Below are 15,280 nucleotides of genomic sequence, written 5' to 3' on the forward strand. Positions count from 1 at the left end.
CGACTCAGGCCGAGGTGGGGCGTGACGGTTTCAACAACTCGATGTTGAAATCAGCCTCGTAGGGTGGCACATGGCATTCAATGATGTCGGCCGGGGCAATCGCCAGCTTGACGCCCACCACATCGGCATGCACAGGCAGCTGGGCCGTGCAACGGTCTGCCAGGCACACCACCCGGATGGTGGCGGGGTGCTTTTGCAACAGGTAGGGCACGACCTTCAGGATCGAGTGGCCGGTGTAGAACACATCATCAACCAGTAGCAAGGTGTAGCCCGTCAGGTCCAGGGCAGCATGTTGCGCCTGTTCGGTCAGCAGCGTGTCCGGATGCAGCAGGGTCAAATCGTCTGCATAGCGCTTGACCGACAGGTCCAGCCGCAGCGGGGGCTTCAGTCCGTGGGCGTTCACCATGCGTTGGGTCAGCAAATCGGCCAAGGGGGCGCCTCGGCGCAAGATGCCGACCACGGCCACGGGCGAGTTGCCGGGCAGCAGCGCCATGGCCTGGCTGGCCATGCGGTCAAGCACGGCATTCAATTCGGTGGTGTCGTACAGACAGGTGCGCGAGGGGGGCAAAGAGGTCATGCAAAGGGGTGCTCCAGCGATCAGGTTTGGTTGCAGAACCATGTCCATGCGCTCTTTACCCCTCTGGCCGGGTTCTTCAAGCCCGGTCATTACGTCCCTGGAAAGGCACAGCATGGTGTGTGTACCTGGATCGGATTGTTCGCCGGCTGTGTCAAGCGGTCTGTGTGGGGCAGCACCAACCGATGCGCCTTTTACCGGTTCCATCATGGGCCACAGATGAGTACGTCACGACGAAAGGCCGAACATGAAAAAATTCAGATGGAAGAGCAGGTGAGCATCGAGATCAAGGGCTTGGGGCTCGGAGGTGGGGGATGTGTGAATTGATCAACAGACACGGGCGCTACCCAGTGCAACAGTGCGCGCAGGGCGGTTATTTGGATACAGCCCCGTGTGCGATGCGGCATGCTTTCGCGCACCCCTGTCTTGCAGCATTTGCGCTGCCAATTCATTGGATGGAGCACCCCATGAGCAACCTCGCACGTTTCAACCCTTTCAGCGAACTGCGCGACCCTTTCGTCGACGATTTTTTCAAAGGCTTTGCCTTGCGTCCTGTTTATCGGATGCTGGAAGGCGAGCCTCAAATGCGCCTGGATTTGACCGAAGACGATAACAATTTCTTCGTCAAAGCTGAGATTCCGGGTGTCAAAAAAGAAGACATCAAGGTGTCAGTCGAGGGCAACCAGGTTTCTTTGAGTGCAGAAGTCAAAAAGGAAATGGAAGAAAAAGAAGGGGCCAAGATCGTTCGCTCCGAGCGTTACTTCGGCAGCGTGTCACGCAGTTTCACGTTGGGTCAAACGGTGGACCAATCGGCAGCTTCGGCCAAATACGAAAACGGCATTTTGCATTTGACCTTGCCTAAAAAGCCCAGCGAACAAAGCCACGTTCTGAAAATTAGCTGATCTTGAAACCTGTGCAAGCCCCTCACCACCGTGGGGGCTGCCATGGCTGAGGCTCAAACCAGAATGCGGTGCTTGCCGATGAGGTTCACGCTGCTGGCTTGCTGGCCTTCGTCACCCACATCCTCTGCGTAATGCACCGGTGTGCCCACTTGCAGATGGTCCAAGTCTTCGCCGATCAGGCTGTTGCGGTGAAAGTACAACCAGCGGCCATCCATTGACTCAATGTGGGGTGAGCCGCATCAGAAGTCTGTGTCATGGCGCACGCGGACCGGTCGGCCGGTGAGGGGGGGAGGCGCAAGATGGATGCTGGGCGCGTTCTGGGTGCGTGCGTTGGGACACTGATGTGCACAAAGCTGCTGTGCATGATCGAAGGACTTTTTCGGTCAGGTGCTTGTGGCGTGATCACATCACTTGGCGGAAAGTCATTTTCCTATTTCAAGGAGCCGTGATGGGCAAACAACTGACAGCGGGCGACCTCTGCAAGCGCAAAGTTACCGTGGGGTACGAGCACACCAGTTTGATGGATGCGGCCCAAATGATGCGTGAAGAGCATGTGGGCTCTTTGGTGGTGATCGCCGATGAAGACGGAAAACGACTGGTGCGCGGCATGGTCACGGACAGAGACATCGTGATGGCGGTGGTTGCCACGGGCCTGGACCCCGAGCCTTTGCTTTTGGAGGACATCATGTCGGAGCGCTTGGTGAGCGCCAACGCCAGCGACTCGCTGACCGACTTGATCCGTTCCATGCGGGAGCATGGCGTGCGTCGTGTACCGGTGGTCGATGCGCAAGACGAATTGGTGGGCATGGTCACGATGGACGATGTGCTCAAGGTGCTGGCCCAGGAGTTGAGTTTGCTGGTGGGCACGATTGACCGAGGCATGCAGCATGAGCAGGTGCGCCGACAGTGATTTGGGGCGATCAGATCATGCGCCCAGTGCTGCCTTGGCACCTTGGCACTGCGCCTGTCAGTTTGAGACCACCTGGCCTCTGTGAAGGCCGGGTGGGGCGGCGCAGGTCACCAGCGCATCAACGCAGGCTTAAAACGGCGCGTCCTGACCTGCCTGGCCGTCAGCTGCAGGTGGCTGGCTCTCCAGTCCTTCAGCTTCCGGGTCGTGGCTGTCCGAGGTGCGTTCACGGCTCAGGCGTTCGACCGCAGTGCGCACGGCAGCTTTGTCGCCAGCGTTGGCGAATTTGCTGAACTTGCCCAGGATGCCGACCAGCTGGCCGTAAATGCGCGGCGCACCGGCCAGGCATTCTTTTTGTTCCAAAAAGTCGGACTCGCCAGTGAAGTTGCCGATCAGGCCACCGGCTTCGGTGACCAACAGTGAGCCTGCGGCCACATCCCAAGGCGACAGGCCGGTTTCAAAGAAACCATCGGTAAAACCTGCGGCCACATAGGCCAGGTCCAGCGCGGCAGAACCGGGGCGGCGCAGGCCGGCGGTGCGTTGCATCACGTCGCCCATCATGCGCAGGTACTGGTTGAAGTTGTCGCCCTTGCGGAAAGGGAAGCCTGTGGAAATGATGCATTCTTGCAGGCGAATGCGCTTGCTCACGCGCAGGCGGCGGTCGTTCATGAACGCGCCACGGCCTTTGGTGGCGGTGAACAGGTCGTTGCGGGTGGGGTCGTAAATGACGGCTTGCTCGATCTTGCCGCGCACTTGCAGGGCAATGCTCACGCAATAAACAGGGAAGCCGTGGATGAAGTTGGTCGTGCCGTCCAGGGGGTCGATGATCCAGATGTGGTCAGCGAGCGGGTTGCCGTGCTGGCTGCCCGACTCTTCGGCCAGGATGCCGTGGTCGGGGTAGGCGGTCAGCAGGGTGTCGATGATGACTTTTTCACTCGCATGGTCGATCTCGGTGACGAAGTCGTTGACTTGCTTTTGCGAGATGCGAACCGCTTCAACGTCGAGCGCGGCACGGTTGATGATGGCGCCAGCGGCGCGCGCAGCCTTGATGGCCACGTTGAGCATGGGGTGGAGATTGGACGACATAAATTGTGTGAAGAACGGGTGTAACGCACGCACGATCGCGGCGACAAGGGGCGCATTTTCTCATGAAAAGATCAAGTGCCCGTCATTTCGGCGTCATGAAGTGCCGTTGCGTTTGCAAGGTGGCTGGCCTCAGCGTGGACAATCGGGGCATGAAAACCCGATTCATCCTGATAGAAACCAGCCACGCTGGCAATGTGGGCGCTGCCGCCCGGGCCATGAAGGTCATGGGCTTTGACGAGCTGGTGTTGGTCAAGCCGCGCTGGGCCAATGTGCTGCGCAAGGAAGAAACCATTCAGCGCGCCAGCGGGGCCAATGATGTGCTCGACAAAGCCCGGGTGGTCGAGACGCTGGATGAAGCGCTCGATGGCGTGACCCATTTGTGCGCCACGGCCATGACGCCGCGTGATTTTGGCCCGCCCACCCGTTCGCCGCGTGAGCACTTTGCCGAGCTGACCCAACCCAATGCGCCCGAGCAGTCGGTGGCGTTCTTGTTTGGCTCCGAGCGCTTTGGCATGAAAAACGAAGACGTTTACCGCTGCCATGTGGCGCTGTCGATCCCCACGAATCCGAAGTTCGGCTCGCTCAATCTGGGCTCGGCCATCCAGGTGGTGGCTTACGACTGGCGCGAGGCCTTGGGCGGCTTTCCGGTGCAGGACGTGATTGAACCTGCCGACAAGGCCGATGCCCAGCAGGTGGCGGGTATGCTGACACATTGGGAACAGGCGCTGACCGACATCGGGTTTTTGGACCCTGCCGCGCCCAAAAAGCTCATGCCGCGCTTGAACCAGTTGTTCAACCGGGCCGACTTGAGTCCGGAAGAAATCCACATCCTGCGCGGGGTGGCCAAAGCCATGATCCAGACGGCCAATGGCAAGCGATAGACTCGGGGCCTATGTTTTCTCGCCTTCGCTCCGACATCCAATGCATCCTTGACCGGGACCCCGCCGCCCGCACCGCTTGGGAGGTTTTGACCTGTTACCCGGGTTTGCATGCTTTGGTGCTGCACCGCCGGGCGCACTGGTGCTGGAACCATGGCTTCAAATGGCTGGGGCGCTTCATCTCGCATGTGGCGCGTGGCTTGACCGGCATCGAAATCCACCCCGGGGCCAAGATCGGTGAGCGGGTGTTTTTTGACCATGCCATGGGTGTGGTGGTGGGTGAGACCGCCGAAATTGGCGATGGTTGCACGATTTACCAGGGCGTGACTTTGGGCGGCACATCGCTGTACAAAGGCGCCAAACGCCACCCCACGCTGGGCAAAGACGTGGTGGTGAGCGCCGGGGCCAAAGTTTTGGGTGGCTTTGAGGTCGGTGACGGCGCCAAGATCGGCAGCAATGCGGTAGTCATCAAGCCCGTGCCTGCCGGGGCGACGGCAGTCGGCATTCCGGCGCGCATCATCCCGTCCAAGGCGGGGGAGAGCGCTGATGTGTCGAGCACCGACCGCAAGTTCACGGCCTACGGCATCACGCAAGACGATGACCCGGTGAGCCAAGCCTTGCGCGGGCTGATCGACAATGCGGCCGGGCAAGAACACCAAATCGCCATGATCTGGAAAGCCCTGGAGCAGCTGTGTGCCCAGCAGCAAATGCCCATGCCAGGCGATGCCGCCACCAGCGAGAGCTTTGAGGCGGACAAGCTCAATCGTTTGCTGGACAAGTAGCCTGCCGTTGGCAGCTTATGGATTCGGCGCGCTGAGGTTTGAAATTTTTGCACCGTCAAGATGGAGGTCGGTAGCTTCAGCTCCGACGTTGTGGGCTCCGGCTCAGGCCCATGTCGGCTCTGTTGCCGCCGACCTATAAATGCCGCTCCTCCCGTAGGTCGGTAGCTTCAGCTCCGACGTTGCTGTCTTCGTTACAGGCCCCTGAAGCCGCCGACCTACAAACCTTTGACCATTGACGACTTCACAGGGCTGGATCCAGCAGGGCTCAGGATTCGTTGGGCACTGCCGCTGAGGCCATCAATTCTTTGCGGCGCTCGTGCAGGCTGCGCCAGCGTTGTTGGGCATCGGGGTCTTGGCCTGTGGCCGCTTGGGCCAAGGCTTCGGTCTCGAGCTGTTTGAGCCGGTCGATCAGCATCATGTTGAGCAGGCGGCGCAGCTCTTGCCGGGCTTCTTGCGGGTCGGGTGGCGTGGCTTCTTCGTTGCCGGGGGTGACCCCCAGATTGTCCTGGGCCATCCAGCGTTTGGCATCGTCGGCAAAAGGCTGGCTTTGCATTTCAGCTTGCAGCGCTGACCAGCCTAATGCGCCTTGCTCGTGAAACTGTGATTCGAGCCAGGCAAACAGGCTGCCGTGAGGTGCTGGCAGGGCGCACAGCATGGCGTGGTCTTCACCCGCCAGTGTTTCCCACAGGGCCATATTGCTCAGCAGCAAACGGGCCGCGTGGTCAGCCCGGCTGGCCGGTGGGGTGCGCGGGCCGGTGTAGACGGGCGGCTGATCGCGCTTGAAGCGGCTGTTGCCTTTGAAGCCCGGTGTCCAGTTGGGGTTTTTGCGGGGCCAAGTGTTGCCGCCGCCTGCCCCGGGGTTGCCATAGCCATGGCTTTGTCCATAGCCACCGCCGTAACTGGTGCCAGGCGCCGGGTGATGGTCTGCCGCCCCCGGCCACGAAGCGGATTCACCGTAGTGCGGTTCGTAGTGGGGGTACTCGTCCGTGCTGGCCGCCTGGCTGAAGGCGGCGTTGGCCACTTGGGCAGAAGGCACTGCGGCACTGCGTGCACCGGGCGCAAAGCGCTGGTCACTGGCCGCTTGTTGGCCCCAGAGTTTTTCCAGGCCTGCAGTTTCCAGCTGGATGAGTTGCGCCAGTTCAGACAGCAGTTGCTGCTTGAGTGCGCCGTCGGGCAGCAGTTGCCACAGCGGACGGGCCTGGCTGGACAAGCGGGCGCGGCCTTCGGCGCTTTGCAAGTCGCAGTCGGCGCCAGCCGCTTCGATCAAAAAGCGCGACAGCGGCATGGCTTGTTTGATCTGCTCGGCAAAGGCCTCCTGGCCAAACTCGCGCACATAGCTGTCGGGGTCGTGCTCGGCGGGCAAAAACAAAAACTTGATGCTGCGCACATCGGTGGCGTAGGGCAGGGCACCGTCGAGTGCCTTGCGGGCGGCGCGGCGGCCTGCGCCGTCGCCGTCAAAGCTGAACACCACCGCGTCGGTGAACCGAAACAGTTTTTGCACATGGTCGGGTGTGCAGGCCGTGCCCAGCGTGGCCACGGCGTTGGCAAAGCCCAGCTGGGCCAGCGCCACCACGTCCATGTAGCCTTCAGTGACCAGCACATAGCCTGCGCTGTGCAGGGCTTCGCGGGCCTCGTACAGGCCATACAACTCGCGGCCTTTGTGAAAGACCGGCGTTTCGGGGGAGTTGAGGTATTTGGGTGTGCCGCTGCCGATCACCCGCCCGCCAAAGCCGATGCACTCGCCCTTGATGTTGCGGATCGGGAACATGATGCGGTCGCGAAAACGGTCGTAGCGTTTGTCGTCTTCCTCGTTGACGATGACCAGACCCGACTCGGCCAACAGCGGATCGTCGTATTTGGGGAAGATGCTGGCCAGGCTGCGCCAGCCTTCGGGGGCGTAGCCCAGTCCAAAGCGCTTGGCAATTTGCCCGGACAAGCCTCGGCCTTTGAGGTATTCCACCGCGCGGGGGGTGATCTTGAGTTGTTCGCGGTAGGCTTGCCCGGCTTTTTCCAGCACATCACTCAGGCTGTCTTGCTTGGCTTTTTGGGCAGCGGCGCGGGCACGGTCTTCGGGCGATTGCTGTTCTTCGGGCACTTGCATGCCGGTTTGCTGCGCCAGGTCTTTCACGGCTTCGATGAAGGTCATGCCCGCGTGCTCCATCAGAAAGCCGATGGCATTGCCGTTTTTGCCGCAGCCAAAGCAGTGGAAAAACTGTTTGGTGGGGCTGACGCTGAAGCTGGGGGACTTTTCGCCATGGAATGGGCACAGGCCCATGAAGTTGGCACCGCCTTTCTTGAGCTGCACGTACTTGCCCACGATGTCGACCACGTCGACGCGGGACAGCAACTCTTGAATGAAAGACTGGGGGATGGCCATAAGAGGGCTATTTTCGCCGATCAGGGCGGTTCATTCCGTGCGGTTTTCGGGGCAAACCAGCATGGATTTCAGCGCTGGGTCAGGCAAACTGTTCAACATCTGACCGTCAGCCGAAACAGGACCTCTCCATGACCGATACCAAAGTCAGCATCTTCGACCAGGATTTGCCCCAGACCCCCGCCAACCATGCACCGATGTCGCCCTTGAGCTTCATCGAGCGCACGGCAGAGGTGTACCCCAGCCGCTTGGCCATCGTGCACGGCGATTTGCGCCAGGACTGGGCCAGCACCTACCGCCGCAGCCGCCAACTGGCCAGCGCGTTGGCGCAGGCGGGCATTGGCAAGAACGACACGGTGGCCGTGATTTTGCCCAACACACCGCCCATGGTGGAGGCGCACTTTGGCATTCCGATGGCGGGCGCTGTGCTCAATGCCCTGAACACCCGACTGGACCCTGAAACCATCGCCTTCATGCTCGACCATGGCGAGGCCAAGGCGGTGATCGTGGACCCGGAGTTTTCGGGCACCATGAAAAAGGCGCTGGCGCTGCGACAGTCCAAGACACCGCTCTTGGTGATCGATGTGGAGGACGCGCTGTACACAGGCCCAAGCGAAAAGCTGGGGTCGGTGACCTATGAGGGGTTTGTGGCCCGTGGCGACGCCGACTTTGCCTGGAGCTTGCCTGCCGATGAGTGGGACGCGATTGCGCTGAACTACACCAGCGGCACCACCGGGAACCCCAAGGGCGTGGTCTACCACCACCGGGGCGCAGCCACCAATGCGATCTCCAACATTCTGGAGTGGGACATGCCCAAGCATGCGGCCTACCTGTGGACGCTGCCCATGTTCCATTGCAATGGCTGGTGCTTTCCCTGGACGCTGGCGGCCCGTGCGGCGGTCAACGTCTGTTTGCGCCGCGTGGATGCGCAAGCGATTTTCGATGCCATCCGCGACCATGGCGTCACGCATTACTGTGGCGCACCCATCGTGCACGGTTTGCTGGTCAATTCACCGGTCGAGATGAAGGTGGGCGTGCCCGCAGGCGTCAAGGCCATGGTGGCGGGTGCAGCGCCCCCGGCTTCGATGATCGAGGGCATGGAGGCCATGGGCTTTGATTTGACCCATGTGTATGGCCTGACCGAGGTCTATGGCCCCGCCACCGTGTGCCCCAAGCACCCCGAGTGGGATGCGCTGGACATTGGCGAGCGGGCCCGTCTGAATGCCCGTCAGGGTGTGCGTTACCACCTGGAGCGTGATGTGCGTGTGCTGGACCCCGAGACCATGCAGCCCGTGCCGCAAGACGGCGAGACCATGGGCGAGATCATGTTCAAGGGCAATATCGCCATGAAGGGTTACCTGAAGAACCCCAAGGCCACGCAAGAAGCCTTTGCGGGTGGCTGGTTCCACAGCGGTGACTTGGCAGTGCAATACCCCGACGGCTACATCAAGATCAAGGACCGCAGCAAGGACATCATCATCTCGGGAGGTGAGAACATTTCCTCGATTGAGGTGGAAGACGTGCTGTACCGCCACCCCGCCGTGCTGGCCGCTGCCGTGGTGGCCAAGCCCGATGCACGTTGGGGCGAAACGCCTTGCGCCTTTGTGGAGCTCAAAGCGGGTGCACAGGTCACGCCTGAAGACATCGTGGTGCATTGCAAGCAGCATTTGGCGGGCTTCAAGGTGCCGCGTGCGGTGGTGTTTGGTGAGTTGCCCAAGACCAGTACGGGCAAGATCCAGAAGTTCGAGCTGCGCAAGCTGGCGGGGTCAGCGCAGGCCATCAATGTCTGAGGGGCGCTGGCGACGGCGGGTCTGACCGCCACCCAGCAAAAGGCCACGCGAACGTGGCCTTTTGTCTTTTCAGAGCCCCAACGGCTGGGGCTCATCACGGCCCATCACTGGGGCTTGTGTTTTTTGGACTTCTTGGATTTTTTGCTTTTCTTGGCGGCCTTGTGGTCGGCTTTTTTCTTGGCAGGGGCTTGTGCTTTGGGGGCCGCAGCCGGGGCGGGTGTGGCCGTCACGGCGGGCGCTGCAACGGGGGCTGGTGCAGGGGCTGCGGTTTGGGCCATGGCTGTTGCAGCCAGCAGGCTGACCAGAATGGCGGAAAGGGACTTGATCATGCGAAGCCTTGTATCGTTGAAATCAAAAGAATTGCAAAACGCTTGATCATTATGAAAGCCTACGAGGCTGATTTTTCCCTGGGTCTGCGATTTTTTTATTCGATGTCAAAAGCGTGCGTGCCAAAGTGACCTTGGCGTCGGTCGGCGAAGAAATGTTCCAGTGTTTCGCGCACCGTTCTGAACGCCAATTCCTCCCAGGGGATCTCGGCTTCAGTGAACAAACGCGCTTGCATGGTCTCGAAGCCGGGATCAAACTGGTCGCTGGTCAGGCGTGCGCGGTAGTACAGGTGGACCTGCCCGACGCGGGGCACGCTCATGACGGTGAACAGGTCTTCCATGATGAACTGTGCACCGGCCTCTTCGGTGGTTTCGCGGGCCGCGCCTTGTGAGGTGGATTCACCCAGCTCCATGAAGCCGGCAGGCAAGGTCCATTTGCCTTTGCGGGGTTCAATGTTGCGCTTGCACAGCAACACTTGATCGCCCCACCAGGGCACGGTGCCGACCACATTGAGTGGGTTTTCGTAGTGAACGGTGTGACACACCGTGCAGATGGCGCGTTCGCGGGTGTCGCCGTCATCGGGCAGGCGACGGGCCACAGGGGCGCCGCAGTGTCGGCAGTGTCGAATGGTGCGGTCAAACATCATGGGTGGCTCGCAGATTGGGGCGGTAGAGAGGGTTGCCAGAGTCTAACCAGTCCCTTATGAAAAAAACCTCCAGGGTCGTGACTCCTGGAGGTGGACTCGGTGCATGGGCCAGATCAGGTCAGGTACTGGATCAGGAACAGCGAGATGCCGGGGAAGAACAGCAGCAGCAAGGTACGGATGGTGTCGCTGATCAGGAAAGGCATGATGCCTTTGTAGCTTTCGCTCAGCGGCACATCCTTGGCCATGCCGTTGACCACGTAGACGTTGAGGCCCACCGGTGGCGCCAGCATGCCAAAGCCCACGGTCATCAGCACCATGATGCCGAACCAGATGGCTGTGTGCTCAGGCGTCATGCCGAAATTCAGCTTCATGATGATGGGGAAGAAGATCGGGATGGTCAAAAGCAGCATGGACAGCTCGTCCATCACCGCGCCCAACACCACATACAGCAGCAAGATGCCGCTGACCACCATCAGGGGGGCGAGGTTCATGGCCACCACCATTTCGGCCAGTTGACCGGGCACTTGGGTGCGCGCCAGCGAGGCGTTCATGACGTCAGCGCCCATGAAGATCATGAAGATCATGGCCGAGCTGAGGGCCGTGGCATGGAAGCATTCGAGGAACTTGCTCCAGGTCAGCTCGCGTTTGAGCAATGCGGCCACAAAGGTGGACGATGCACCGACAGCCGCGCCTTCAGTGGGCGTGAAGTAGCCAGCGTAGATGCCACCAAAGACGATGACAAAGATGGTGGCGATTGGCAAGATGCCTTTGAGGGATTCGAAGGTGAGTTTTTCAACGTCTTCGGTGTCAGGGGCTTGGCCCGGTACCACGCGCACATAAATGGCGATGGCGATCATGTAACCCACCATGGCGATGATGCCGGGCATCATCGCGGCGGCAAACAGCTTGGCGATGTTTTGCTCGGTCAGGATGGCGTAGATCACGAGGGGGACTGAGGGCGGGATCAGGATGCCCAGGGTGCCGCCAGCCGCCAGTGTGCCAGTGGCCAAGCGACCTGAATAACCGTGACGTTTCATCTCAGGCAAGGCCACACCGGTGATGGTGGCAGCGGTGGCCACAGACGAGCCGCAGATCGCACCGAAAGCACCGCAAGCGAGCACGGCCCCCATGGCCAGGCCGCCCTTGAACCGGCCCATGACGGCTGCTGCAAACTGGAACAGCGCTTTGCTGATCCCGCCTTGCGTGGCAAAGTGGCCCATCAGAATGAACAGCGGGATCACCGACAGGTCGTAATTGGCCAGACGGGCAAACGCCAGGTTGTTCAGGAAATTCAGGAAAGGCGCTACGCCGGTTTGCAGGATGAAGCCTGCCGTGCCAGCCAAGAACATGGCGCCCGCGATCGGCACGCGGATCACCATGAGGAAAAGCATGATGCCGAATATCAGCAAAGCCAAAGTGATCGGGGTCATGACGAGGCCTTATCGTTGTTTTCAAATTTGGAGAGTGTCTGCATCAAGGCGATGAAGGCGGTGATCCCGAAGGGAATGCACATGCTGGTGAAGACGATCCAATCGGGAAAGCCGAGCAGCATGGAGGCGCCCATGGTTTCTTTGGCATTGATGGCCGCTGCGCCGCAGCGCCACGACAGCAAAATAAAGATGACCGTCATGAACAAGTCACCCAAGCGGTCGAGCTTGAAGTTGGTGGCATCACTGCACTTGGCTGTGAAGAAATCCACGATGATGTTTTCGCGCTTGAATTGGCAAATGGGCATGAACAGGGCAATGGCAGCACCAGCGCCGACACCGGTTAGCTCGAAGTCACCGATCAAAGCGGTATCAAAAACGTTACGCCCGATCAGGCTGTAGCAGGTCATCAGCATCAGGCCGGTCATGACCAGCCCTCCTAATATGCTGCAGAGTCGGGCAATCCGCTCTAGTGAGTTAGAGAACATCATGGTGATTGAGGGGGTGAAAAAATGAATGCAAGCGGCTGCTGGAGTGGATTGATCAAGGCATCTTGCGATGTCAAAACCATGAGGCGATAAAAAAACCTGAGCCCGCTGCCAGCAGCTGTTGCCCAGGTTTTTGGCGACAAGGCTTACTTGGTGTATTGCTTGATGAGATCGGTAGCCGACTGCAACATGCCCTTGCCGTCCATGCCTTTGCCCGTCATTTCAGCCACCCAGGCATCGTCCAGCTGGTCAGTGGCTTTCTTCCACTTTTCCAGTTCAGCCTTGGGGATGATGCTGATCTTCTGGTTGGCGGAAGCTTCAAACACCTTCTTGCTGGGCACGTCCTGACCGGCTTGGGTTTTACCCAGGAAAGCAGAAAATTCACGACCGGAGTTCTTGTCGATGACAGCTTTCAGGTCGGCTGGCAAAGATTCGTACTTGGCCTTGTTCATGGGAACCACGAACACGGTGGTGTACAGCGCGTTGTAGCTGCGGTCGGTTTCAGCAGTGAAGTTGGTCAGCTCGTTGACCTTCAGGCCGGGCGCGACTTCGTAGGGGATCACGGCACCGTCGATCACGCCTTTGGACAAGGCTTCAGGCACTTGGGGCACGGGCATGGCCACCGGGGTGGCACCCATCATCGCGACCATCTTGTTGACTTGGCGCGTAGGGGCACGCACCTTCATGCCCTTGAGGTCGGCCATGGTGGTAACGGCCTTGGACTTGCTGTAGATGTTGCCTGGGCCGTGTACGTGGATGGCCAGCATCTTGACGTCCTTGAAGTCGTCTTGGGCGAACTTCTGACCAAAGTCCCAGGCGGCGCGGCTGGTGGCTTCGGCATTGGTCATCATGAAGGGCAACTCAAACACTTCGAGTTTGGCCAGCTTGGGGGTGTAGGCTTGCAAAGTCCAGGCCACATCCACCACGCCGTCGCGGGCCTGTTCATACAACTGAACCGGGGTACCGCCCAATTGCATGGCGGGGAAGATGTCGCACTTCAGGCGGTCTTTGGAATCCCTGGCAATGTTTTTGCACCAATCGCCCAACATGGTGGTGTGTTGAATCGACTGAGGGCCCAGAAAGTGGTGCACTTTCAAGGTGATGGTTTGAGCTTGGACGCCCAAGCCACATGCCAGCAGGCCCATGGCCAAGACTGTTTGTTTTAAGAAAGGTGTCATGCAAGAGTCTCCTGGACGGAATAAAAAAGTTGATCTTAAAACCAACCGATCGGTCGGTTAATTGGTACTTACCCAAGTTGGAGAGAAATACATCAGAAATGCATGAATCATGGTTTGGATAGTTTTGTGATATGCATTATTGTGCATGCAATGGTGTTTCGGCATCAGGGTTATCACCATGATGCCTGTCTCGCGCAGCCTTTTTGATCAGGAGATATCGAGGGTCAGTGAGCCCAAACCCGTGATCTCTCCCACCAGTCGGTCACCCTGCACCACGGCGGCCACGCCCTCGGGGGTGCCTGTGTAAATCAGATCGCCTGGCTGCAATTCCCAACCGGCGGACAAATGTTCAATGCTTTCGGCAATGTTCCAGATCAGTTTGGCCACGTTGCTGCGCTGGCGGTCCACGCCGTTGACTTGCAGGCTGATCTCGGCGTGGTTCACATCCCCAGCTTGTGCCACCGGGGTGATGGGGCCGATCGGCGCCGAGTGGTCAAAAGCTTTGCCAATGCACCAGGGGCGCCCCAATTTTTTCATTTCGTTTTGCAGGTCTCGGCGGGTCATGTCCAGGCCCACGGCATAGCCAAAAATGTGCTGCAGGGCGTCGGCGGCACGGATGTTTTTTCCGCCCTTGCCAATGGCCACCACCAGTTCAATTTCATGGTGCAGGTTTTGCGTGAGACTGGGGTAGGGCATGTGCCCTGTCTGGCCCGCATCGACCACCACCAGGCTGTCTGCCGGTTTGAGAAAGAAGAAAGGCGCCTCGCGTCCGGTGAAGCCCATTTCTTTGGCGTGCTCTTCGTAATTGCGGCCGACGCAGTAGATGCGGTGGACAGGAAATTGCTCTGCCTGGCCCACAACGGGCACGGAAACAACAGGCATGGGTTGGAACACAAAACTCATGGCAAGCTTTCAAATGATGGAGTTCAGATGTTAAGCCGAGATATTTGATTCATTACACTGCGTGCTGGCTTCGGGTCTGATTTGATGATCCGTGAAAACCCTTGCTTTGGACTGAGAGTGAACCGAGATGACGACGCGCATTGATTTGGCTGCTGCACCTGGACATTTGATTCGTCGCGCACACCAAATTTCTGTGGCCCTGTTTGCCGAGCATCTGGCCACAGCAGACGTCACGCCGGTGCAGTTCGGCATTTTGAGTGCGGTGCAGGATGCACCAGGGATTGACCAGATTTCCCTGGCCAAACGTGTGGCGTTTGATGCCGCCACATCGGGCTCGGTGATTGGTCGTCTTGAAGCCAAAGGTTGGCTGCGCAGGGAGCCCGATGTGGCAGACCGCCGTCGCAAGTTGTTGGTCGTCACGCCTGCCGGTACGCAGGCTCTGCAAGGCATGCAGCAGGCGGTGGCCCAGGTGCAGGCCCAGATTTTGTCGCCTCTGACACCACCTGAGCAGGCGCAGTTTGTGGGTTTGCTGGCCCGCTTGGTTCAGGGGCATGAGGCGACGGATTGAGCATTCAGCAGTGTCTGTGCAGGACGGCTCTCTGAGTGTCCCGGGGCTCTTTGATCAGCCAACTGCAGCAGGCTCCATTCACTCCGACTGGTAGGTCAGCTCGAAATGTTCGACATGGGGCGGTGCCGCAAAGAACGGTCCCACAATGGCGCGCCACTGGGTAAAAAGGGGGGATTCCCGGAAACCCACCGTGTGGTCTTCCAGGGTGTCCCAGAAAATTTGCAGCACAAAACGCTCGGGCGTTTCGATGCATTTATTGACTTTGGCACCCCGAAAGCCTTTGGCCTGGCTGGCGACGGTTTGGAGTCCCAGCTCAATGGCTTGTTCAAAGGCGGCTTGTTGGCCAGGCTGAATGCGGATGTCGGCGAGTTCAAGAATCATGGGAAGCAGTCAAAGTGAATGAAACAGGCCGATACGTTAACCGAGATGTGTGCTGATGGACGTCATGCG

Annotated in this window: 17 protein-coding genes; 6 read left to right on the top strand and 11 right to left on the bottom strand. The window is 59.4% G+C overall.

Translation table 11 applies throughout. From position 1 onward, the window contains the following. Positions 1 to 4: 4 nt before the first annotated feature. Positions 5 to 577, bottom strand: a complete 573-nt coding sequence (locus tag B9Z51_RS13615) for a phosphoribosyltransferase family protein (protein WP_108376014.1) — start codon at positions 575 to 577, stop codon at positions 5 to 7. Positions 578 to 1,041: 464 nt separating this feature from the next. On the opposite strand from B9Z51_RS13615, the gene B9Z51_RS13620 reads away from it, so the two are divergent. After that, positions 1,042 to 1,476 (top strand): Hsp20/alpha crystallin family protein, encoded by a 435-nt coding sequence (locus B9Z51_RS13620; protein ID WP_108376015.1) that lies wholly within the window; start codon positions 1,042 to 1,044, stop codon positions 1,474 to 1,476. Positions 1,477 to 1,529: 53 nt separating this feature from the next. Here B9Z51_RS13620 and B9Z51_RS18440 read toward each other — a convergent pair whose 3' ends face one another. Further along, positions 1,530 to 1,691, bottom strand: coding sequence for a hypothetical protein (locus B9Z51_RS18440; protein WP_158272896.1), 162 nt, complete (start codon positions 1,689 to 1,691; stop codon positions 1,530 to 1,532). A gap of 233 nt (positions 1,692 to 1,924) precedes the next feature. Here B9Z51_RS18440 and B9Z51_RS13625 point away from each other — a divergent pair, with 233 nt between their 5' ends. Beyond that, positions 1,925 to 2,386, top strand: a complete 462-nt coding sequence (locus B9Z51_RS13625; RefSeq protein WP_199227541.1) for a CBS domain-containing protein — start codon at positions 1,925 to 1,927, stop codon at positions 2,384 to 2,386. 129 nt (positions 2,387 to 2,515) lie between these two features. On the opposite strand, the gene B9Z51_RS13630 is transcribed toward B9Z51_RS13625, so the two are convergent. Continuing rightward, a complete protein-coding gene (locus B9Z51_RS13630; protein ID WP_233254969.1) occupies positions 2,516 to 3,469 on the bottom strand; it encodes an inositol monophosphatase family protein in 954 nt (317 codons plus the stop codon). Positions 3,470 to 3,618: 149 nt separating this feature from the next. On the opposite strand from B9Z51_RS13630, the gene B9Z51_RS13635 reads away from it, so the two are divergent. Together B9Z51_RS13635 and cysE are read left to right on the top strand one after the other, a co-directional pair. Further along, positions 3,619 to 4,350, top strand: coding sequence for an RNA methyltransferase (locus B9Z51_RS13635; protein ID WP_108376017.1), 732 nt, complete (start codon positions 3,619 to 3,621; stop codon positions 4,348 to 4,350). 11 nt (positions 4,351 to 4,361) lie between these two features. Then, positions 4,362 to 5,129, top strand: a complete 768-nt coding sequence (cysE, locus tag B9Z51_RS13640; RefSeq protein WP_108375593.1) for a serine O-acetyltransferase — start codon at positions 4,362 to 4,364, stop codon at positions 5,127 to 5,129. A 265-nt stretch (positions 5,130 to 5,394) separates the two neighbouring features. Here cysE and dnaG read toward each other — a convergent pair whose 3' ends face one another. Then, positions 5,395 to 7,506 carry a DNA primase gene (gene dnaG / locus B9Z51_RS13645; RefSeq protein WP_108375595.1) on the bottom strand — a complete coding sequence of 704 codons (2,112 nt, stop codon included), beginning with the start codon at positions 7,504 to 7,506 and terminating at the stop codon, positions 5,395 to 5,397. A 128-nt stretch (positions 7,507 to 7,634) separates the two neighbouring features. Between dnaG and B9Z51_RS13650 the strand changes: the two genes are divergently transcribed. Next, entirely contained in the window at positions 7,635 to 9,293 is a 1,659-nt protein-coding gene (locus B9Z51_RS13650) for an acyl-CoA synthetase (RefSeq protein WP_108375597.1), read from the top strand. 104 nt (positions 9,294 to 9,397) lie between these two features. Here B9Z51_RS13650 and B9Z51_RS13655 read toward each other — a convergent pair whose 3' ends face one another. From B9Z51_RS13655 to B9Z51_RS13680, 6 genes are all read right to left on the bottom strand, one after another. Next, positions 9,398 to 9,622, bottom strand: coding sequence for a hypothetical protein (locus B9Z51_RS13655; protein WP_108375599.1), 225 nt, complete (start codon positions 9,620 to 9,622; stop codon positions 9,398 to 9,400). A gap of 95 nt (positions 9,623 to 9,717) precedes the next feature. Further along, entirely contained in the window at positions 9,718 to 10,266 is a 549-nt protein-coding gene (locus tag B9Z51_RS13660) for an NUDIX hydrolase (RefSeq protein ID WP_108375601.1), read from the bottom strand. Positions 10,267 to 10,379: 113 nt separating this feature from the next. Continuing rightward, complete coding sequence (locus tag B9Z51_RS13665) at positions 10,380 to 11,696, bottom strand: TRAP transporter large permease (protein ID WP_108375603.1); 1,317 nt, start codon at positions 11,694 to 11,696, stop codon at positions 10,380 to 10,382. Then, positions 11,693 to 12,121 carry a TRAP transporter small permease gene (locus tag B9Z51_RS13670; RefSeq protein ID WP_233254970.1) on the bottom strand — a complete coding sequence of 143 codons (429 nt, stop codon included), beginning with the start codon at positions 12,119 to 12,121 and terminating at the stop codon, positions 11,693 to 11,695. The genes B9Z51_RS13665 and B9Z51_RS13670 overlap by 4 nt, the downstream gene beginning before the upstream one ends. A gap of 206 nt (positions 12,122 to 12,327) precedes the next feature. Next, positions 12,328 to 13,359, bottom strand: a complete 1,032-nt coding sequence (locus B9Z51_RS13675) for a TRAP transporter substrate-binding protein (RefSeq protein WP_108375607.1) — start codon at positions 13,357 to 13,359, stop codon at positions 12,328 to 12,330. Positions 13,360 to 13,566: 207 nt separating this feature from the next. Further along, positions 13,567 to 14,262, bottom strand: coding sequence for a fumarylacetoacetate hydrolase family protein (locus B9Z51_RS13680; RefSeq protein ID WP_108375609.1), 696 nt, complete (start codon positions 14,260 to 14,262; stop codon positions 13,567 to 13,569). A gap of 127 nt (positions 14,263 to 14,389) precedes the next feature. Between B9Z51_RS13680 and B9Z51_RS13685 the strand changes: the two genes are divergently transcribed. After that, a complete protein-coding gene (locus tag B9Z51_RS13685) occupies positions 14,390 to 14,830 on the top strand; it encodes a MarR family winged helix-turn-helix transcriptional regulator (protein WP_108375611.1) in 441 nt (146 codons plus the stop codon). Positions 14,831 to 14,908: 78 nt separating this feature from the next. On the opposite strand, the gene B9Z51_RS13690 is transcribed toward B9Z51_RS13685, so the two are convergent. Then, positions 14,909 to 15,211 carry an antibiotic biosynthesis monooxygenase gene (locus B9Z51_RS13690; protein WP_108375613.1) on the bottom strand — a complete coding sequence of 101 codons (303 nt, stop codon included), beginning with the start codon at positions 15,209 to 15,211 and terminating at the stop codon, positions 14,909 to 14,911. Positions 15,212 to 15,280 lie beyond the last annotated feature (69 nt).

It is taken from the genome of Limnohabitans sp. T6-5 (genome assembly GCF_003063315.1).
GTDB lineage: Bacteria > Pseudomonadota > Gammaproteobacteria > Burkholderiales > Burkholderiaceae_C > Limnohabitans_A.